The sequence below is a fragment of the Comamonas resistens genome, from assembly GCF_030064165.1.
In the GTDB taxonomy this organism is placed as follows: domain Bacteria; phylum Pseudomonadota; class Gammaproteobacteria; order Burkholderiales; family Burkholderiaceae_C; genus Comamonas; species Comamonas resistens.
Genome location: NZ_CP125947.1, coordinates 4,182,935 through 4,201,637, shown reverse-complemented (window position 1 = coordinate 4,201,637; position 18,703 = coordinate 4,182,935). Strand labels below are relative to the sequence as shown.

Sequence of the window (18,703 nt, the reverse complement as noted above, 5' to 3'; positions counted from 1 at the left end):
GCCCCGGGTACAGAAGAACGATTGGAGAACGAATATGAGCGCCGTACTTCCTCCCGTCCATACGCCTGAGGACCACAGTCACCAGCACGGGCACGACGATCACCATCACCATGCCGCACCGACTGGCTGGCGCCGCTGGCTGTTTGCCACCAACCACAAGGATATCGGCACGATGTATCTGCTGTTCTCCTTCACCATGCTGATGGTGGGTGGAGCGCTGGCCATGCTGATTCGTGCCGAGCTGTTCGAGCCCGGACTGCAGATCGTCAACCCCGAACTGTTCAACCAGCTGACCACCATGCACGGGCTGATCATGGTGTTCGGCGCCATCATGCCGGCCTTCGTGGGCTTTGCGAACTGGATGCTGCCGCTGCAGATCGGTGCCTCCGACATGGCATTCGCGCGCATGAACAACTTCAGCTTCTGGCTGCTGATTCCTGCGGGCATCATGCTGGTGGGCTCGTTCTTCATGCCCGGCGGTGCACCCGCCGCAGGCTGGACGCTGTATGCGCCGCTGACGCTGCAGATGGGCCCATCCATGGACACCAGCATCTTCGCCATGCACATCATGGGTGCCAGCTCCATCATGGGCGCGATCAACATCATCGTGACCATTCTGAATATGCGCGCTCCCGGCATGACGCTGATGAAGATGCCCATGTTCGCCTGGACCTGGCTGATCACCGCCTATCTGCTGATCGCCGTGATGCCCGTGCTGGCCGGCGCCATCACCATGACGCTGACGGACCGCCACTTCGGCACCAGCTTCTTCAACCCTGCAGGCGGTGGTGACCCCGTGATGTACCAGCATATCTTCTGGTTCTTCGGTCACCCGGAGGTCTACATCATGATCTTGCCGGCCTTCGGCATCGTGAGCCAGATCGTGCCGGCCTTCAGCCGCAAGAAGCTGTTCGGTTATACCTCCATGGTGTACGCGGTGGCGGCCATCGCCATCCTGTCCTTCATCGTGTGGGCGCACCATATGTTCACCACCGGCATGCCGGTCACGGGCCAGCTGTTCTTCATGTACGCGACCATGCTGATCTCGGTGCCGACGGCGGTGAAGGTCTTCAACTGGACGGCCACCATGTGGCGCGGCTCCATGACGTTTGAAACGCCCATGCTGTTTGCCGTGGGCTTCATCTTCGTGTTCACCATGGGGGGCTTCACGGGGCTGATTTTGTCGATGGCACCCATCGACATCCAGCTGCAGGACACCTACTACGTGGTGGCGCATTTCCACTACGTGCTTGTGGCCGGTTCGCTGTTCTCCATGTTTGCCGGCTACTACTACTGGTCGCCCAAGTGGATGGGCGTGATGTATTCGGAGACGCGCGGCAAGATCCACTTCTGGGGCTCGCTGATCTTCTTCAACATCACCTTCTTCCCCATGCACTTCCTGGGGCTGGCCGGCATGCCACGCCGCTATGCCGACTACCCCATGCAGTTTGCCGACTTCAACATGGTGGCCTCGATCGGTGGCTTCGGCTTTGGCCTGATGCAGGTCTACTTCTTCGTTTTCGTGGTCTGGCCTGCCATGCGCGGCCGCGGCGAAAAGGCTCCGCAAAAGCCTTGGGAAGCAGCCGAAGGGCTGGAGTGGGAAGTGCCATCGCCTGCGCCATTCCATACCTTCGAGAACCCTCCCAAGCTCGATGAAACCGCAACCCGTGTGATCGGCTGAGCAGGAGCTTGAGATGACGACACAAGAGCAGCGCAAGGCCAATGTGCGACTGGGCCTGATTCTGGCCTCGACCGCACTGGTGTTTCTGATCGGGTTCGTGGTGAAGATGGCCTGGCTGCATTGACGCGGCGGGCCACAGGGGCAGACAGGAGAGGCATGTGAAGCACGCGAGGCATCTGAGTATTGCCAGGGAAAATGCAAAGACGGTGGGCAAGCTCGCAGCCGTGGCGCTGGGCATGTTCGCCTTCGGCTACCTGCTGGTGCCGCTGTACCAGCAGATCTGCGAGGCCACGGGCATCAACATCCTGTCCCTGTCCGAGCGTCAGGTGCCCGGCGGTGGCTCGGCAGGCAAGAATGCCAAGCTGCCAGCCAACTCCCAGGTCGATACCAGCCGCACCATCACGGTGGAGTTCGATTCCAATGTGCGCAGCCTCTGGGATTTCAAGCCTGCCGTGCGTTCCATGCAGGTACATCCGGGGGAGATGGCGACGGTGATGTACGAGTTCCAGAACGTACAGAACCGCCGCATGGCTGCCCAGGCCATTCCCAGCTATGCACCGCGCCAGGCTACGGCATTTTTCAACAAGCTCGAGTGCTTCTGCTTCTCGCAGTACACGCTGGAGCCCGGTGAGAAGCGGGAGTGGCCCGTCGTCTTCTATATCGATCCGCGCATCTCCAAGGACGTCAAGACCATCACGCTGTCCTATACCTTCTTCGAGGTGGGTGGAAAGGCACAGGCCGTCCCTGCGACAGCCGCCGCGCCAGCCTCCCCAGAGGGAGGCGCGTCATGACGCAGACCGAGAAGAAGCCGACGATGTGGCGCACCATCGTGGCCGTGTGCTGGGCCATGCTGGGTGTGCGCAAGGGCAAGGAATATGAAAAGGACTTCGCCAGCATCACGCCGCTGCATGTGATTGCCGTGGGGCTGGTGGCGATTGTGGCCTTGGTATTAGCGTTGATATGGGTCGTCAATCTTGTGGTTTAGCCTAGGCTGAACCCGGTGCAGCGAAGTGCAGGTGATGTGGAACGTCGGTTAGAACAACGATCAACAGTGTCAGGAGCCGAGTGATGAGTGCAACCCCTCAGGGCGCAACCCCTTACTACTATGTGCCAGCCGAATCCAGCCATCCCGTCATGGCGGCCATCGGTCTGTTCTTCATGATTCTGGGTGCAGGCACCTGGATCAACGGCCATGAATGGGGCATGTACTCCCTGTTCTTCGGCCTGATCTGGTGGCTGTCGATACTGTTCTTCTGGTTCCGCGATGCGGCGCGCGAGAGCGAGGCCGGGCTCAACAGCCGCAAGATCGACCTCTCCTATCGCTGGAGCATGAGCTGGTTCATCTTCTCGGAGGTGATGTTCTTCGGCGCCTTCTTCACCGCGCTGTGGTGGGCGCGCGTGCACTCCGTGCCGGCGCTGGGCAGCCTGTCCAACGAGCTGCTCTGGCCCAACTTCCAGGCCGTCTGGCCCAGTGTGGCGGCCGGTGCCACGGCATCGCCCGCAGGCATTGTCGAACCGTTCAAGACCGTGGGCCCGTTCTGGCTGCCCACCATCAACACGGCCTTGCTGCTGACTTCGGGCGTTACGCTGACGATCGCCCACCATGCGCTGCAGGTCAACAACCGCGCGCGCTGCATCAGCTTCATGTGGATGACCGTGATCCTGGGTTTCGTCTTCCTCTGCGTGCAGGGCTACGAGTACCACCACCTCTATACCGAATACAACCTCAAGCTGAACTCCGGCGTATTCGGCTCCACCTTCTACATGCTCACGGGCTTTCACGGCTTTCACGTGCTGGTGGGCATGTTGATGCTGTTCTTCATCACCATCCGCCTGATGAAGGGCGACTTCACCGACAAGAGCCACTTCGGCTTTGAAGGCGCAGCCTGGTACTGGCACTTCGTGGACGTGGTCTGGGTCTTCCTCTACATCCTGGTGTACTGGATGTAAGCCACTATCGAATCAAAAGCGCCTTGCGCCTGCCATTCAAGGACTTCAGTGTTATCCGATGCTGAAGTCAGGAATGGACAAGCGCAAGGCGCTTTGTTTTTGAGAGCGATTGAGACGATGTCGCTGGATATGCCTACTGGCCCGGCTGCCAGCCTGTGGGCTGGATATAGCCCATCTTGGCCGCGACCAGAATGCAGATGAAAAGTGCGACAGACAGCGCCACGCGCAGCGCCAGGGCGCGAAACATTTTCTTGCTGCGCTGGCCGTCGTCATCCGTACCATCATGTTTGCGCATCATGAAGAACAGGGCACTTCCCAGGCTCGCAAGAATCGCCAGAAAGGCGAGAATGATCACGAATTTCATGGATGGATTATCTGGTGCGCTCTTCCCGAATTCCAGACCTCTGGCGGTTTGTACTGATCACTGTGGCAGCGCTTGCATGTGCGGCCATCACGGCGTCCCTGGGGTTCTGGCAACTGGGCCGCGCCGCGCAAAAGCAGGAGATATTTGATGCCATGGCGCGCCAGCAGGCCTTGGCTCCCTGGCACAACGCCGAGCTGGCGGCCCAGGTGCCGCCGGTCACCGAAAGCATAGGTACGGCGCAGCAGCGGGACTTGCTGCACCGCCCGGTGCAGCTGCAAGGGCAGTGGCTGAGCGATCAAACCCTGTTTCTGGACAACCGTCAGATGCAGGGCAAGGTGGGGTTCTATGTGCTCACACCGTTTAGGCTGACGCCGCCGCACGAACGTGTTGTCATCATCGTGCAGCGTGGCTGGGCACCGCGCAACTTCCTGGATCGCACCTTGCTGCCGCCTGTGCAGACCAGTGCAGGCGTGGTGAACATCGAAGGGCGCCTGGAAGCCCCGCCCTCCAAGTTGATGGAGCTGGAAGCCAAGCCTTCGGCAGCCGCAGACGGGGCAGACCCTGATGAGCAAAAGTCGCGCATCCGACAGAATGCAGACATTGCCCAGTGGGCGCAGCAAAGCGGTTTGCCGCTGCTGGGGCTGAGCCTGGTCCAGACCAGCGCAGTCGCAGCCAGCGAAGGTTTGCTGCGCGACTGGCCGCAGATCAATGCCGGCGTGCAAAAGCACTACGGCTATGCCTTTCAGTGGTTCGGACTCAGTGTTTTGGTGGTGCTGCTTTATGTCTGGTTTCAACTCGTCCGACGCTTCTATCTCCCCCGCCGCGCTGGAGAGGCCAGCCTCCGGCCGTGACGATGAGCCGCTGAGCTTTGCCGTGCACAGCCTGCCGGACCCTGCGCACAGCGATGTGCGGCAGGAGCGCACGCGCAGCGGCCGCTGGAAGATGCTGGCCGTGCTGCTGGTCTGTGCGGCGCCGGTGCTGGCCTCGTATTTCACCTACTACGTGCTGCGGCCCACACAGCAGCGCAGCTTTGGCGAGCTGATCGTCGATCAACCTGCCTTGCCCGATATCCAGGCCCGGACGCTGGACGGCCGCAGCGTGGAGCTGCAAAGCCTCAAGGGGCAGTGGCTGCTGGTCAGCACCAGCAACGCGGCATGCGAGCAGCGCTGCCAGGACAACCTCTATCTGCAGCGGCAACTGCGCGAAACCCTGGGGCGCGAGAAAGATCGGCTGGACTGGGTCTGGCTGATTAACGACCAGCAGCCCGTTCCCGAGCGCATACAGCCCGCGCTGCAGCAGGCGACGGCACTGCGCCTGCCAGCCAAGGCCATCGGCGATTGGCTCAAGCCCGCAGCCGGGCATGCGCTTGATGAGCACCTGTATGTGGTGGACCCGCAGGGGCACTGGATGCTGCGCTTTCCTGCCGACCTGGACAAGGCCTCGGCCGGCAAGGCCAAGCGTGACCTGGAGCGGCTGCTACGCGCTTCAGCATCATGGGACGAGGCAGGGCGGGCGCAGTAGAAAAGCGGTGCAATCAGGTTGAAACGCTTGTGCATCAAGCGACAGCAGCTAGCAAAACCATAGTCAGCAAAGAGAGGGTGATATGCAGGCAGATGTCATGAATGTGGAAAGCACCCCTCAGGCCGCAATGGCCCAGCCTTCACGCTGGTCGCAGTACTACGCGCTGACCAAACCGCGCGTGGTGCAGCTCATCGTGTTCTGCGCTTTCATCGGCATGGTGCTGGCCGTTCCCGGGGTACCCGGTTGGCATGACTGGTCGTTGATGCTGGTGGCTAGCGCAGGCATCTGGCTGGTGGCAGCGGCGGCTGCGGCCTTCAACTGCTTGGTGGAGCGGGGCATCGACGCGCGCATGAAACGCACGGCCTGGCGTCCCACGGCGCGGGGCGAGCTTTCCAACCGGCAGGCGCTGGTGTTTTCCGCGCTGCTGTGTGCGGCGGGGGCGGCCATTCTGCTGCTGGCCGTGAATGCGCTGACGCTGTGGCTGACGCTGGCCACCTTCATCGGCTATGCGGTGATCTACACCCTGGTGCTCAAGCCGCTGACGCCGCAGAACATCGTGATCGGCGGGGCATCGGGGGCCATGCCGCCCGTGCTGGGCTGGGCCGCCATGACAGGTCAGGTCGGGCATGAGGCGTGGCTGCTGTTTCTCATCATCTTTATCTGGACGCCGCCGCACTTCTGGGCGCTTGCGCTGTACCGGGTGGAGGACTATCGCCGCTCGGGCCTGCCCATGCTGCCCGTGACGCACGGCAATGCCTTCACGCGGCTGCAGGTGTTTCTCTATACCGTCGTGTTGTTCGCGGCCTGCCTGCTGCCGTTCGTCGTGGGCATGAGCGGCTATTTCTATCTCTTTGCCGCAGTGGTTCTGGGGTTGGTTTTTTGCGGTTATGGTTGGGCATTGCTGCGCAACTATTCGGATGCGCTGGCACGCAAGACCTTCCGCTTTTCCCTGATTCACCTGAGCCTGCTGTTTGCAGCCTTGCTGGTGGATCACTACCTAGCCTGACTGACCATGGATAAACGAGCTGCGCTGCGCGTTCTGAGCGCTGCAACACTGGCCTGTACGGCCGCCTTTGCATTGACTGCCTGCAAGGACGAGAGCAAGCCCAAGTTTCAGGGCGTGGATGTGACGGGCGCTGATTACGCCAAGGATCTTCCTCTGACCGATGTGAACGGTCAAAAGCGCAGCCTCAAGGATTTCTCCGGCAAGGTGGTGGCCGTGTTCTTTGGCTATACCCAGTGCCCCGATGTCTGCCCTACGACCTTGCAGGAGCTGCTGGAAGTCAAACAGGCTCTGGGCGCTGATGGGGGCAAGCTGCAGCCCATCTTTGTTTCCCTGGACCCCGAGCGCGACACGCCCGAGGTGCTCAAGGCCTATCTGGCCAATTTCGATGAGAGCTTTGTCGGCCTGCATGGCACGCCAGACGAAATTGCCGCCGTGGCCAAGGACTTCAAGATCTTCTACAAGAAGGTGCCCGGCAAGATTGAAGGCACCTACACGCTGGACCATTCGGCAGGCACCTATCTGTACGATCCTCAGGGCCGTTTGCGCGTCTATGAACGCTATGGTGCAGGTCCGCAATTGCTGACGCAGGATGTGAAGATGCTGCTGGGCAACAGCTGAGCCACCTTGGTCGCAGCCGGAGGTGAGCAAGTCTTTGTCTTTGGTTGCGGCGTAAGTGAAACCCCTTGTTACATGTTGCTGTTTGATCCAGCGCAAAGCCCGCAGCGATGTCACTGCGCATAGTGGGCGCCTTGAATCGTTGGCGGAATGACTGTAGCGACGCGGTTTGAGGGCGGGTGACACGGCCTTGAAGGTGCGCCAAGCAGTACACCGCGGTGACTGCTAGGAGTGCGCATATGGCCGAGTGCCCGTTTTCCACGTTGATGGAGCCGATTTCCGCAACGTCACTGCTTGAATGTCAAAGCAGGTTGGCACAGGCCCTTGGCACATGGCCGGCAGATGCTGGCGCCTTGCTCACTTCGCGCGAGCGTGACGCCCTGGATGCGGCGCCCGACGGCATCTTGCTCGTGCACCGGGACGGACGCATCGTCGCCGCCAATGCCGCCATGCTGGCCATATCGGGCTATGAGCGTCATGAGCTGGAAGCCCAGGCGCTCGACATTCTGCTGCCAGAAGAATCGCGCTCCACGCATGGCGCCTATCTGAGCAGCTATTTCGCACAGCCTGCACGCCGTCCCATGGGCATGGGTGGATCGCTGTGGCTGCAGCGCAAACAGGGCGGTGCGGTACCGGTGGATATTGCGCTCGGCCATTTTGGCGATGAGAACAACAGCCTGGCCGTCGCTTTCGTGCGGGATGTGACCGAGCTCAATCAGATGCAGCAGCGCCTGAAGTTTCAGGCCACGCGCGACACGCTGACCGGATTGCATAACCGCTGGCAGTTCGGCCAGGAACTGCAGGAGCAGCTCAAGATTGCGCAGGAAGGGGGCGATGCCCTGGCCCTGTTGCAGCTGGATCTGGACAACTTCAAGGCCATCAATGACGGCTACGGCCACGCGGCAGGCGACCAGCTGTTGCGTGAAGTGGCGCGGCGGCTGAAGTCGCAATTGCGCAGCGAGGGCATTCTGGCGCGGCTGGGTGGTGATGAATTCATGGTGCTGCTGGTGGGCGAAAATGCAGGCCGCGCGCATTTCTGGAGCGAGCAGATTCTGGCGGCGCTGTCGCTGCCGTTCAAGCTCGATGGCCTGGCCCTGGATTTCGGAGCCAGCATCGGTATTGCGCTGTATCCCGACAATGCGCAGGCGGGAGATGACCTCATGCGCTTTGCCGACATGGCCATGTATGCCGCCAAGGCCCAGGGCCGGGGGCATGCCGTGTTTTTCGAAGCGTGCATGGGTAAGGAGATGGCGGAGCGCGTGCTGTTGGCAGAGCGCTTGCGCATGGCGCTCAGCTACGGTGGGCTGCAGCTGCATTACCAGCCGCAAGTCGATGTACAGACGGCACGTATCGTGGGCGTGGAGGGCTTGTTGCGCTGGCATGACCCGGTACTGGGCAATGTCATCCCGGCGCGTTTCATTCCGGTGGCCGAAGCCTCGGGCCAGATCGTGGCTCTGGGCAACTATGTGCTGGATGCGGCCTGCAGGCAGATTGCCCTGTGGCTGAAGTCCGGCACGCCGCTGCGCGTGGCGGTCAACCTCTCGGCCTATCAGCTGCGACAGGTGAATCTGGTGGAGCAGGTGCGAACCTGTCTGCAGCGGCACGATGTGCCGCCTCAGTGGCTGGAGCTGGAAATCACCGAGTCGCAGGCCATGATCAACCCCGACCAGGGGCGCCAGGTGCTAGGGGCGCTGGCGCAGCTGGGTGTGACGATTGCCCTCGATGACTTCGGTACCGGCCACTCATCGCTGGCCTATCTGCAGTATCTGCCGCTGCAGCGTGTCAAGCTGGGGCGAGAATTTCTCTTTCCCTCGCCATGCCGGGACAGCTTGATGGGCGGCATTGTGCATATGGTCCACGCGCTGGACCTGGAGGTGGTCGCCGAAGGCGTGGAGCAGCCCGATCAGTTGCAACTGCTGCGCGACATAGGCTGCGAGTGCTTTCAGGGCTGGCTGCACTCGCGCGCCATGTCTGCAGAACAGATGCAGGCATGGCTGGCGGCAGCCTGAGCGGCCAAACATCGGGGCAGGCCAAACCGGTGTTGAACTTTATGAGGACCTGGTGAAGGTCTTGAACGATCTCAACCGGGATTTTTCCAGTCTGGCTCGGGCAGGTGTTCGTTGGAGGCCGTGGCAATCAGGTCCAGCCAGGGCTTGCCCTGTGCATCCAGCCCGGCACCCAGGCCCCAGCGGACTTGCTGGCGCTGGCCGGAAAACCAGAACAGCTTGCGTTCCCAACTGCCGGCTTTCGGGGGCTTGCGGTTGCTCCGTTCAAGGTGCTGTTGAATGCGTTGCAAACCTGCGGATAACCGCCAAGGAGCCAGCTGCAGCAAGGCCATGCGCAGCTCGTCCGGCCAGGCCTGGGATACAGGCTCAAACCGCTGAAAGCCCATGCCTGCGGACAGCCTGCGCACTTTTTCGCCGAGCTGCACACCGCACAGCTCACAGGCTTCGCCAATTTTCCCTTGAGCCATCAGCTTGCGAGCCTGCTGTTCCAGCCGGCTTGTGGGCGGAGCTGGCTGCGCAGTCCACAGCCAGGGCGAATCACTCCACTGGTGGCGCTGGTTGTAGAGAAATTCCTGCGACAGCAACAGCTCCCAGCCGGGCATCTTGCTTTGCATTGCAGAGCGAATCAGCAAGCAGGGCTGTCGTTTGCGGGTGGCAGGGCCGTAGGCCGCCAGAATGGCGGTGGTGCGAGCCGCAAGCCGCCCACGTTCATCGCGCGGCCAGGACTGGACCAGGCGCATGGGGTCAAGGCTGCTCAGGTCGACCCGCAATTGCTCTGCAGCTGCGCAAGCATCGGGCAGACTTTCCAGCATGGCTGGGTCTATGTCTTGCTTGATGATGGGTGAGACGGCTGAATCCCAGCTGCTTGCAAGCGCCGCCGGGGCGGGCTTGAGCCTGATCGTTGCGGGTGCCGGCTCAGGTTTTGCGCACCATTCGGCAATCAGCTGTTGCAGCCGTGAAGGGGCACAAATCACCTCGTGGTGAATGACATTGCGCTCACCATCGCGCAGTGTGACCCAGGCGTGGGAAAGATCGCCAGCTCCCAACACCATGCTTTCTTCGTAGCGGGTTGCAGAAAAGCCTCCCTGCGCATAGTGATGGATCATGATTTCGACTTCCATGAGGCCATCGACATCTGCTTTGGTGATCAATGTGCGCGCTGCATCCTTGTGGTCGAGGTGCAAGTCAGGGAACTGCTGGGGCAACTGGGTGATGAAGCTATTCATTACAGCTTGCCTCAGTCGTCAAACAGGCCGATATAGGGCAGGCCGTTATAGAGCTTGTCAGGCTCGGGAATGGGCTGGGTGGGGTCTGCATAGGCGAACATGACATTGGCCTGATGGATGCCCCGCGCCATGCAAGCTTGCACGATCAGAGCCAGCGATTCGTCACTATCCAGAGTGCTATGAGCAACGATCTCTTCGACAGGGACGGGCTTTGGCAGGTGGATCACCAGCAGCAGGTCTTCATCGTAGAGAAACGCGCTGTTCAGATCCTCACAGAAGCCGCAGCCGGTGAGATTCTTGTCCGATGCTTCGATTTCCTCGATATCCCTGTCCCAGTAGTCATCGGCATGGTTGAAATACCGCGAGAAATCGGCTTCGTCCAGCGCGGTGTTACCTATCCAGAAATGCAGGGCGGAAAAAGGTGCGGGCGGTGGTGTGGGGCCCAGTTCTTCCACCCAGTCAAACAAGGTGCCGGGTTGGAGCTGGTGGCGCTTTTCCAGCTCGGGGAAGCCACCTGTGGGCGTGCGATTCAAGGCCTCATCCACCAGCAGCTTGCGAAAGGCCAGGGAGTCGCTTTTTTTGGGGCTCATGCAGCAGCCTGTCCATAGTGCATGACGATCAACCGGCTCAGGCGCTCGGGATAGTCCCAGAAGGCTTCGTCCAGTTCCTGCAGACGCTCATGCTCAGCCTCGGTCAGCAAGGCCGGCAGATCGGACAAAGAGGTGTGCTCGGGCGAATCCTCGAAGCGCCGGACGACGGCAAACATGTCCTGCAGGCACTGATGGGTCTGCGTTGCTCCAAGGGTTTGCAAGGCACGCAGCGTGACCTGGAAGTTTTCCACACCCCAGTTACCCAGGAGCTGCAGAAAGCCGCCATTGTTGATATCGGCTTCCATGCGCCACAGGGCCACCAGTTCATGCTGTGTCTGGGAGACCCGTGCAGTATTCCATTGCACGGCTTGCAGAGCCTGGAGTGCCTGTTCGTACATCAGGTCCTGCTCGATATCCCAGATGTTGACCATGCCTGTGTCCGAGGGCTGCCACAGCTGAGGCCAGTTGATGCCGTGGTCGTCATCGGTCAGCGTCCATTGCTGGCGCTGTTCGGGTGTGGCTTTTTCCAGCCGGATATGGCGTTTGATGGACTCGCTGAAGCTACGGCCATCGGCCAGCATCAGCCAGAGTTTCTGATCGTCGAAGCGGATGCCGGTGATGCGGTTGTCAATTCTGGACATGGTGGTGTCAGTCCTGTTGTGCCACCGCCGCATCGGCTGTCTTGTGCATCTTGGCCAGCTCGCGCGCCGGGACAGGGTGTTCTCCATTGGCCATTCGTGTTAGCAAGGAGTGCAGCATTTCGGTGGACAGGCCATGCAGCACCAGACGGTAGGCGGCATACAGCGTGGACAGCGGCACCATGGGGTGCTTGTTGTTGAGCAGTACCAAATGCTCTGGCGAGGCCAGGATCTTGGCGCAGTAGATGGCCAGTGTCTCGTCGAGCTGCAGCGAATTGCTGGCGCGCCAGAAGTCGTTGTCTGTCAGCAGCAATTGGTAGATGGGGGTGTAGAGCTCGATGGCGCTTTGCAGGTCTATGACATTGAAGCGGCCATGGGGCATGTCTTCCAGCTTCAGCTCCGGCTCGCGGATCATGGAGAAGTCGGGCTCAGGGACGGGAACCAGCTCCTGATTGTTTTCACGCAGAGCCTTGTTCAGGCGGATCACGAAGTTGAAGAGGTTGAGGTCGTGTTTGAGAAACAGCTCGTCCTTCACATCGTCGATTTCCACCGGAGTCAGCGGTGATGTGCTGACTTTGGTAGGTGCGTTGGCTGCAACGAACTGCAGCACCTGGGAGCCCAGATGGAAGTGCCGCATGATCAGCCAGTTGGCCTCGGGAGAGAGAAATTTCTTCATGCCAAAGGCCAGCAGCCTGTGCAGCAAGATGGAGTGCGCCCATCTTTTGGGGAGAAAAATCTTCAGCGCCTGAATCACGATCATCGACAGGCGTGCCAGCGGGCGCATGGCAGGCAGAAAGTACTGGCGCGATGCGCTGCTGCAGTCACGCAGCCAGGCGGCCTTCACATCGTCGGGCAGGGGCGTGCTCTGATCCAGGTAGAGGGCCAGCCAGGGGCTGGGATCCCTCTCGTCCCAGGCATGGTCGTTGAACTCGTTCTTCATCTGCTTGTCCTGCGTTGATCGTCTCACTCGGCCAGCACATGCTGAAACTGCATCAGATACATGGCCGCCGTGTTGCGTGCCGTCTGCAGTATGGCCTGCTGGGCCGTGCCTTCGCTGTCCAGCGCCAGTGCCATCTGCACGGCCATGAGCCAGCGTTCCAGATGGTTTTCATCATTGGCGCCGTGGTACTCCAGAAAACGGAAGGCCTCGGGCGGCAGCGGCAGGGCCTGGCGCAGCAGCGGCAGCAGGCTGGGGACGATGCGCTGGCCCGTGCCTTCGATGATGTAGATGGCGCCCAGCAGGCCAATGGGGTTGGGCGTGGCGGCTAGCCCGTGCAGATAGGCGTTGAGTGCCTCGCCGCCGGGGTTGCGGCGCAGCTTGGCGATATCGGTTTCCGTGCCGCCTGCGGTCAGATAGTCGCTGTGCAGAATCTTGAAGTCGTTTTGCTCTTCGCCCGCATGCAGGTCGATCAGCGAGGCCAGCTGTGCATAGTCGCCGGTCAGCGATGCCGCGCCTTCGCGCATCCACAGGCTGCCTTCGCGTACCTGGGGAATCCAGTGACTCATCCAGCGCACATAGTCGCCGGTCTGCAACTGGCGCGTGCGAATGCGGTGCAGCAGCGGCGTGCGCCAGACGCGTGAGCGGTAGTCCTGCCAGATGCTGGCCAGCTCGGTCAGCAACGGAGCCAATTGCTGTGGCGCGGTGTCCGGGTCGTGCGGCGCGGCAATGGTGGAGACATCGGGCAGAGCGTCATTGGCGATGCGGTCCGATGTCGAGGTTTTATGAGGAAAATATGCCGCTGACGCTTGCTGGACGGGCGCATCCAGCTCTACTTCCCATAGCATGTAGCCAGCGGTGAAGCGGCCTGATTCGGGAATGAAGCAGAGCACGGTTTCGCCGGGTTTGAGGTGGCTGCCCTGCTTTTGCAGAAACTCCGACATCATGATGAAAATCGACGCTGCGCCCGTGTTGCCGCGCCATGCCAGATTGCTCCACCAGCGCTCGCGCGGGATGGCCAGCTGGGCTTTTTGCAGCAAGTCGTCCACCACGGGGATGAAGCGCTCCGACGAGTAATGGCACAGGAAGTGGTCAATGCCGCGCTCGGGCACCCAGCCCTTGTGCGCCAGGTCGGCGTATTCGTGAATGCAGACATCGAACAGATGCGGCAACAGGCGTATGTCCTGGCGCAGGGACAGGGCGCCAGCGGCTTCGGCATCGGCCCATGCGGGGAAGTCCAGATGGCTTTTGCTGCGGTCGGCCGTCAGGCCCAGCTGCATGCATACGGGGTAGTCGCCCGCAAAGCTGCGCTGATGCGTCCACTTGAGCTTTAGTCGCAGTCCGTTCATCTGAGGCAGGGCCTTGGGTCCGCCCAGCAGCACGGCACCCGCACCGTCCGAAAGCATCCAGCGCAGAAAGTGCGCGTCAAAGTCGGTGTCATAGCCCTGCGTGGCAAAGCGCGAGCGCTTGAACAGACGCGACGGCATCTCGCTGGCCACGGACAGGGCCAGCTCATGCGCACCGCTGTCCACGGCCATGGCAGCGGCCTGCATGGCGCCCACGCTGGCGGCGCAGACACCGTGCACGGACAGAGTCTCCATGGGCGGGGCTGCCATCTCTCCCTGGATCATGCTGGCAAAGCCGGGCATGAGCGCGTCGCCGCCTGAGGAACCGCTGGACAGATAGCCCACATCGGCCAGTGTCTTGCCCGCCAGCGACAGGGTGTGCTCGATGGCGCCCTTGGCCATCTGCGTGTTGCTGAAGACGGTCTGGCCTTCACCGTCGATGGCGTAGTGGCGCGTCTGAATGCCGTTCTCGGCCAGGATGCGGCGCTTGATGCGCTCGGAGATGCGGTTCAACGGTGCAACGAACGCGTCCATGCCGGCGTTGTCGACCGGAGCGCCGGGCAGAAACATGCCGGCAGATTGCAGATAGACGTTCGAATAGGCAACAGGCATACATCCTCAACAGGTTTTATTTCACAGCATCTGGTGGCATCTGCGGCTTGGTTCTTGCCGCGGGCCAGACCAGACCCAATACATACACACGTCCCATGTAGGGCAGCAGACCGCCCTCATTGAGCGCGGGCGTGACCCGCTGCCGGTAGATGCGTGCATGCAGGTCTGTCAGTTCGGACCAGTGGGCATGCGGGCATTCATGGTGCGCGGTGTGCAGTCCAATATTAAAAAGCAGAGGGTTGACCAGGCCCTCGAAGTTGCGCGCGTAGTTCAGCTCGATACCCGGGGTATTGCGCTGCGCTCTGGAGAGTGGCCTGCCGTCGGCATGGGCATGCTGCAGGTAGTTGGTGGCCAGCAGCCAGTGCAGTCCATGCAGCTGCGGCACGATGACGAAGAGCAGTGCTTTCTGCCAGTCCAGCCACAGAAAGAATCCCCAGCTGGACAGCCACAGCGCGTATTGCCCCATGCAGTAGCGAAACGCACCCGGCCAGTGGAGGCGCAGATTGTTCAGCCAGCGAAAAAACAGCGGATACAGCTTCAAGCCCGCCTGAACAGGGTGGATCAGATAGCCCCAGAGGTGGTTGGTATCGCCGCCGAACTCGGGTCGGTAGGTGCGTGCGATGTCTTTGGGCCCATGGCGAAAGCGATGGTGATTGGCCACATGGGCGGGCCAGAACACAAAGGTCGGATGGCCTTGCAGCAGCGTCAGCCAGTAGTCGGTGAAGCGATTGCTCCAGCGGCCCCACCACATGCGCACATGGGTGTGGTTGTGGTGCATCACGCCCACGCCCAGGGTCAGAAACAGTTCGATGCCGTACAGAACGAGATTGAATCCATGCGTCCATTGCCACCAGACAATGAGGGGCAGGGCAAGCATATAAAGCACGGATTGCCAGTCACGCCAATGGCGCAGGCGCGGCAGCAGGGCCTGGCTGGGATGTTTGGGCATTCAGTGGCTGGGCGTTTGGCTGGAGTCGGTCTTGACCCTGGTGCCCATGATCTGGTCCATGAAGGCCAGCGCAAAACCATAGTTGCCCGCAGGTCGTGCATGGTGCAGGTGGTGGCGGCGGCTGGCGGCCAGGGGGTGGGTGTTGGACACCTTGGGGAAAAAATCCCAGTTGGAATGACCGATGAGGTTGAGGATCAGGCTCAGCACGGGCACGGAAGCCAGCGACCAGAAGTAGAAGTCATGCACCACCATGGGCAGCAAGATGATGTTGCCCAGCATCAGAGCCTCGATAGGGTGAAAGCTGTAAGTGGACCAGGGCGTGGTCACCACGGAGCGATGGTGATCGCCGTGATAGCGCACCAGACGGCGCGTATGCAGCAGCCGGTGGTTGATCCAGAAATGCACATCGTTCCAGATCAGCAGCGCAACAATCTCCAGTGCAATACGGCCTGTACTGGCTGTGGGCGAGAGATGGGCCCAGCCCAGTTGCAGAAAGCCCCAGGGAACGATCATGCCGGTGCCGAAGATCAGGACCGAATGAAACGACTGGCGCCATTCGCGCTGCAACTGATCGGGTTTGAGCGGACGTGTATCCAGTGGCCTGCCGATGCCGACGCGAGCCAGGCTGCGTGTCAGCCCCAGCATGGCCAGAGCACCAAGCACATAGATTCCACCGAAAAAGACCAGGCCCAAAGCCATGACCTGCCAGGCATTGAGCTGAGTAAACCAGGTTCCCGCGTCCATGAAGGCTCCGTAAACAATGACGCAGCCAGATAAAAGCAATGCGCCCGATGGCATAGCGTAACCGCATGCCGGCCGGCGCATGATAGCGGACAGAGCAGTAGCACCAGCTGATACCCAAAGGGGCTCAGGTAAGGCTGTTGCAGTCAAAAACTGGCGCACCCCAACGTGAGAGACGGCCAGCAAGAGCCGCCTCGCGGCAAAGGCCGTCGTCCCCCTGGGGGAAGCCGCAAAGCGGCTCAGGGGGTGCCATCACTGCGCCGTGATGTGCTGCTCGCGAATGATGGTGCCCAGGGCTTTCACATCCTGCTGGATGCGGTTGCTCAGCCCTTCAGGCGAGCTGCCCACGGCCTGCCAGCCCTGCATGGACAGCTTCTGGCGCATCTCTGGCGTGCGCACGATCTCGCTGACGGCGGCGGCCAGCTTGTCCACATGGGCCTTGGGCATGGACTTGGGTGCGGCCACGGCGTTCCAGATTTCCAGGTCAAAGTTGTTGATGCCCAGGTCCTTGAGGCTGGGCAGGCCGGGAGCCAGCGGGCTGCGGGCTGCCGAAGTCACGCCAATGCCGTGCAGCTTGCCGGCCTGAATCTGGGCCATGGCCAGAGCCGGCGGCAACATGGACAGTTGCAGATCGCCGCCCTGAATGCCGTTGAAGACCTGGGGGTAGCCGGTATAGGGCACATGCACGGCCTTGATGGCCGAGCGGCTCTTGAGCAGCTCCATGCCAAGGTGGCCCACGGTACCCACGCCGGGCGAGCCATAGCTCCACTTGTCGCCAGCCCTGGAGGCGGCCTCGATGAAAGCCTTGCCCTGAGGTGCCGAGGCCGGAGCCACCAGCACCAGAGGAGCCACGCCGATCAGGCTCACGGGTTGCAGATCCTTGACGGGGTCGTAGCGTACTGCGGGGTTGAGCAGCTTGGCAATCGTCATATTGCCGTTGATCATCACGCTGAAGGTGTAGCCGTCGGCCTTGGCCACATATTCGCCGGCGATATTGCCGCCCGCGCCTACGCGGTTTTCCACGATGATGGTCTGGCCCAGTTTCTTTTCCAGGGGCTCAGCCAGTGCGCGTGCGGTCAGGTCGGGGGAGGAGCCGGCGGGAAAGCCCACGATCAGGTGCAGGGGCTTGTCGGGCCAGTTGTCGGCCGCCATGGCGGCAGGTGCCAGGCTGGCTGTCATCAGGGCCGCTCCAGCGGCGACCAGGCCGCGGCGAGACAGATTTTTCAAAGTGCGCAATGTATGCATGGGATGGCAAGTCTCTATTTTGAATGCGAGTAGCCGGCGCGACATTGAGGCAAGATCGCGCCAGAAAATAAAAAACCCGGAAATTATCCGGGTTCGTGGTTCAGCATTTCAGCTTTTTTAGCGACGTATGCGCAAGCTGGCGTTTACGCGAACTCGGCCAGCGCTTTTTTCATCTTTTTCATGGCAGCCACTTCGATCTGGCGAATGCGCTCGGCGCTCACGCCATATTCGGCTGCCAGCTCATGCAGTGTCATGCCGCCGGAACCATCGTCGTTGACCTTGAGCCAGCGCTCTTCCACGATACGGCGGCTGCGATCATCCAGGCCTTCGAGGGCCATGGACAGGCCATCGGTGGCCAACTGATCGCGCTGGCGCGATTCGATCATGGCTGTAGGCTCGTGGTTGGCGTCGGCCAGATAGGCAATGGGGCCATAGGCCTGCTCGCCATCATCGCTGGGCGAGGGGTCCAGCAGCACATCGCCACCCGACAGGCGGGTTTCCATCTCGATGACTTCCTCACGCTTGACGTTGAGCTTTTCAGCCATGGCGTCGATCTCGTGGGCGGTCAGTGTCTCGCGCATGACCATATCGTCGTCAGCCATGGCGGCGTTGGACTTCATGTCATGCTTCATGGAGCGCAGATTGAAGAACAGCTTGCGCTGGGCCTTGGTCGTGGCGACCTTGACCATGCGCCAGTTCTTCAGAATGTATTCGTGGATCTCGGCCTTGATCCAGTGCATGGCGTAGCTCACCAGGCGCACGCCCTGGTCGGGGTCGAAGCGCTTGACGGCCTTCATCAGGCCCACATTGCCTTCCTGGATCAGGTCGCCATGGGGCAGGCCATAGCCCAGGTACTGGCGGGAAATGGATACGACCAGACGCAGGTGAGACATCACCAGACGCCCGGCGGCGTCCAGATCATTGTGTTCCTTGAGCTTGCGCGCGTACTCCTGCTCTTCCTCCTGGGTGAGCATTGGCAGACGGTTTGCAGCCGAGATATAGGCATCCAGGTTGCCAAGCGGTGGCACCAGAGCCCAAGGGTTCGTGGGGGCCAAGGCTGTAGCAATGGAGCCGGTGGCAGATTTCATTGCAGCTTTCCTTTCTTCCATGATCTTCATATTAGCACTCCGTTAGAGAGAGTGCTAAAGGCAAAGTTCCCCGGATTTTTGTAGGTGCTTCACAGAGGGAACTGTCAGTGTAAATGTTGCACTGCAACGTATTTTTACAGCGGCTGACGGGGACTTGGCAGGGCTGCCTGCCCAATGCCCTAGCATTT

At 61.0% G+C, this 18,703-nt stretch carries 20 protein-coding genes; 10 read left to right on the top strand and 10 right to left on the bottom strand.

Going from position 1 to position 18,703, the window contains the following annotated elements; genetic code table 11:
* Window positions 1-34: 34 nt before the first annotated feature.
* The 5 genes from ctaD (at window position 35) to QMY55_RS19585 (ending at window position 3,631) form a co-directional block, all read left to right on the top strand.
* Entirely contained in the window at window positions 35-1,681 is a 1,647-nt protein-coding gene (gene ctaD, locus QMY55_RS19605) for a cytochrome c oxidase subunit I (RefSeq protein WP_283485788.1), read from the top strand.
* A gap of 13 nt (window positions 1,682-1,694) precedes the next feature.
* Window positions 1,695-1,805, top strand: a complete 111-nt coding sequence (locus QMY55_RS19600; protein ID WP_283485787.1) for a cytochrome oxidase small assembly protein — start codon at window positions 1,695-1,697, stop codon at window positions 1,803-1,805.
* Between the two features lie 52 nt (window positions 1,806-1,857).
* Window positions 1,858-2,472: a cytochrome c oxidase assembly protein gene (locus QMY55_RS19595; RefSeq protein ID WP_283489019.1), complete on the top strand. Its 615-nt coding sequence runs from the start codon at window positions 1,858-1,860 to the stop codon at window positions 2,470-2,472.
* The gene (locus QMY55_RS19590) at window positions 2,469-2,666 is read left to right on the top strand and encodes a DUF2970 domain-containing protein (protein WP_283485786.1); all 198 of its coding nucleotides are present in this window, start codon (window positions 2,469-2,471) and stop codon (window positions 2,664-2,666) included. Before QMY55_RS19595 ends, QMY55_RS19590 begins: the two co-directional genes overlap by 4 nt.
* 83 nt (window positions 2,667-2,749) lie before the next feature.
* Window positions 2,750-3,631 carry a cytochrome c oxidase subunit 3 gene (locus QMY55_RS19585; RefSeq protein WP_283485785.1) on the top strand — a complete coding sequence of 294 codons (882 nt, stop codon included), beginning with the start codon at window positions 2,750-2,752 and terminating at the stop codon, window positions 3,629-3,631.
* A 133-nt stretch (window positions 3,632-3,764) separates the two neighbouring features.
* Here QMY55_RS19585 and QMY55_RS19580 read toward each other — a convergent pair whose 3' ends face one another.
* A complete protein-coding gene (locus QMY55_RS19580; RefSeq protein ID WP_283485784.1) occupies window positions 3,765-3,995 on the bottom strand; it encodes a twin transmembrane helix small protein in 231 nt (76 codons plus the stop codon).
* 14 nt (window positions 3,996-4,009) lie between these two features.
* Here QMY55_RS19580 and QMY55_RS19575 point away from each other — a divergent pair, with 14 nt between their 5' ends.
* The 5 genes from QMY55_RS19575 to QMY55_RS19555 all read left to right on the top strand — a co-directional run bounded on the left by QMY55_RS19575 (window position 4,010) and on the right by QMY55_RS19555 (window position 9,146).
* The gene (locus QMY55_RS19575; RefSeq protein ID WP_283485783.1) at window positions 4,010-4,846 is read left to right on the top strand and encodes an SURF1 family protein; all 837 of its coding nucleotides are present in this window, start codon (window positions 4,010-4,012) and stop codon (window positions 4,844-4,846) included.
* Window positions 4,776-5,516: a hypothetical protein gene (locus tag QMY55_RS19570; RefSeq protein WP_283485782.1), complete on the top strand. Its 741-nt coding sequence runs from the start codon at window positions 4,776-4,778 to the stop codon at window positions 5,514-5,516. The genes QMY55_RS19575 and QMY55_RS19570 overlap by 71 nt, the downstream gene beginning before the upstream one ends.
* Before the next feature lie 97 nt (window positions 5,517-5,613).
* A complete protein-coding gene (cyoE, locus tag QMY55_RS19565) occupies window positions 5,614-6,522 on the top strand; it encodes a heme o synthase (RefSeq protein ID WP_407650712.1) in 909 nt (302 codons plus the stop codon).
* Window positions 6,523-6,528: 6 nt separating this feature from the next.
* A complete protein-coding gene (locus QMY55_RS19560; protein WP_283485780.1) occupies window positions 6,529-7,140 on the top strand; it encodes an SCO family protein in 612 nt (203 codons plus the stop codon).
* A gap of 236 nt (window positions 7,141-7,376) precedes the next feature.
* Window positions 7,377-9,146, top strand: coding sequence for a putative bifunctional diguanylate cyclase/phosphodiesterase (locus QMY55_RS19555; protein ID WP_407650545.1), 1,770 nt, complete (start codon window positions 7,377-7,379; stop codon window positions 9,144-9,146).
* Between the two features lie 71 nt (window positions 9,147-9,217).
* On the opposite strand, the gene QMY55_RS19550 is transcribed toward QMY55_RS19555, so the two are convergent.
* From QMY55_RS19550 to rpoH, 9 genes are all read right to left on the bottom strand, one after another.
* Complete coding sequence (locus tag QMY55_RS19550; protein ID WP_283485778.1) at window positions 9,218-10,369, bottom strand: hypothetical protein; 1,152 nt, start codon at window positions 10,367-10,369, stop codon at window positions 9,218-9,220.
* A gap of 11 nt (window positions 10,370-10,380) precedes the next feature.
* A complete protein-coding gene (locus QMY55_RS19545; RefSeq protein ID WP_283485777.1) occupies window positions 10,381-10,959 on the bottom strand; it encodes an immunity 22 family protein in 579 nt (192 codons plus the stop codon).
* Window positions 10,956-11,600 (bottom strand): DMP19 family protein, encoded by a 645-nt coding sequence (locus QMY55_RS19540; RefSeq protein ID WP_283485776.1) that lies wholly within the window; start codon window positions 11,598-11,600, stop codon window positions 10,956-10,958. Before QMY55_RS19540 ends, QMY55_RS19545 begins: the two co-directional genes overlap by 4 nt.
* Window positions 11,601-11,607: 7 nt before the next feature.
* Window positions 11,608-12,537 (bottom strand): DUF6999 family protein, encoded by a 930-nt coding sequence (locus QMY55_RS19535; protein WP_283485775.1) that lies wholly within the window; start codon window positions 12,535-12,537, stop codon window positions 11,608-11,610.
* Between the two features lie 23 nt (window positions 12,538-12,560).
* Window positions 12,561-14,492 (bottom strand): iron-containing redox enzyme family protein, encoded by a 1,932-nt coding sequence (locus tag QMY55_RS19530; RefSeq protein ID WP_283485774.1) that lies wholly within the window; start codon window positions 14,490-14,492, stop codon window positions 12,561-12,563.
* A gap of 16 nt (window positions 14,493-14,508) precedes the next feature.
* Window positions 14,509-15,441, bottom strand: coding sequence for a fatty acid desaturase (locus QMY55_RS19525; RefSeq protein WP_283485773.1), 933 nt, complete (start codon window positions 15,439-15,441; stop codon window positions 14,509-14,511).
* Window positions 15,442-16,185: a sterol desaturase family protein gene (locus QMY55_RS19520; protein WP_283485772.1), complete on the bottom strand. Its 744-nt coding sequence runs from the start codon at window positions 16,183-16,185 to the stop codon at window positions 15,442-15,444.
* Window positions 16,186-16,434: 249 nt separating this feature from the next.
* Window positions 16,435-17,427: a Bug family tripartite tricarboxylate transporter substrate binding protein gene (locus tag QMY55_RS19515; RefSeq protein WP_283485771.1), complete on the bottom strand. Its 993-nt coding sequence runs from the start codon at window positions 17,425-17,427 to the stop codon at window positions 16,435-16,437.
* A gap of 143 nt (window positions 17,428-17,570) precedes the next feature.
* Window positions 17,571-18,515, bottom strand: coding sequence for an RNA polymerase sigma factor RpoH (gene rpoH / locus QMY55_RS19510; RefSeq protein ID WP_283485770.1), 945 nt, complete (start codon window positions 18,513-18,515; stop codon window positions 17,571-17,573).
* Window positions 18,516-18,703: the final 188 nt, after the last annotated feature.

Excerpts from the sequence above, each read along its gene's own strand:
- ctaD (WP_283485788.1), top strand. The coding sequence starts at position 35 with ATGAGCGCCGTACTTCCTCCCGTCCATACGCCTGAGGACCACAGTCAC.
- QMY55_RS19600 (WP_283485787.1), top strand. The coding sequence starts at position 1,695 with ATGACGACACAAGAGCAGCGCAAGGCCAATGTGCGACTGGGCCTGATT.
- QMY55_RS19590 (WP_283485786.1), top strand. The coding sequence starts at position 2,469 with ATGACGCAGACCGAGAAGAAGCCGACGATGTGGCGCACCATCGTGGCC.
- QMY55_RS19585 (WP_283485785.1), top strand. The coding sequence starts at position 2,750 with ATGAGTGCAACCCCTCAGGGCGCAACCCCTTACTACTATGTGCCAGCC.
- QMY55_RS19580 (WP_283485784.1), bottom strand. The coding sequence starts at position 3,995 with ATGAAATTCGTGATCATTCTCGCCTTTCTGGCGATTCTTGCGAGCCTG.
- QMY55_RS19570 (WP_283485782.1), top strand. The coding sequence starts at position 4,776 with ATGTCTGGTTTCAACTCGTCCGACGCTTCTATCTCCCCCGCCGCGCTG.
- cyoE (WP_407650712.1), top strand. The coding sequence starts at position 5,614 with ATGAATGTGGAAAGCACCCCTCAGGCCGCAATGGCCCAGCCTTCACGC.
- QMY55_RS19560 (WP_283485780.1), top strand. The coding sequence starts at position 6,529 with ATGGATAAACGAGCTGCGCTGCGCGTTCTGAGCGCTGCAACACTGGCC.
- QMY55_RS19555 (WP_407650545.1), top strand. The coding sequence starts at position 7,377 with ATGGCCGAGTGCCCGTTTTCCACGTTGATGGAGCCGATTTCCGCAACG.
- QMY55_RS19550 (WP_283485778.1), bottom strand. The coding sequence starts at position 10,369 with ATGAATAGCTTCATCACCCAGTTGCCCCAGCAGTTCCCTGACTTGCAC.
- QMY55_RS19545 (WP_283485777.1), bottom strand. The coding sequence starts at position 10,959 with ATGAGCCCCAAAAAAAGCGACTCCCTGGCCTTTCGCAAGCTGCTGGTG.
- QMY55_RS19540 (WP_283485776.1), bottom strand. The coding sequence starts at position 11,600 with ATGTCCAGAATTGACAACCGCATCACCGGCATCCGCTTCGACGATCAG.
- QMY55_RS19535 (WP_283485775.1), bottom strand. The coding sequence starts at position 12,537 with ATGAAGAACGAGTTCAACGACCATGCCTGGGACGAGAGGGATCCCAGC.
- QMY55_RS19530 (WP_283485774.1), bottom strand. The coding sequence starts at position 14,492 with ATGCCTGTTGCCTATTCGAACGTCTATCTGCAATCTGCCGGCATGTTT.
- QMY55_RS19525 (WP_283485773.1), bottom strand. The coding sequence starts at position 15,441 with ATGCCCAAACATCCCAGCCAGGCCCTGCTGCCGCGCCTGCGCCATTGG.
- QMY55_RS19520 (WP_283485772.1), bottom strand. The coding sequence starts at position 16,185 with ATGGACGCGGGAACCTGGTTTACTCAGCTCAATGCCTGGCAGGTCATG.
- QMY55_RS19515 (WP_283485771.1), bottom strand. The coding sequence starts at position 17,427 with ATGCATACATTGCGCACTTTGAAAAATCTGTCTCGCCGCGGCCTGGTC.
- rpoH (WP_283485770.1), bottom strand. The coding sequence starts at position 18,515 with ATGAAATCTGCCACCGGCTCCATTGCTACAGCCTTGGCCCCCACGAAC.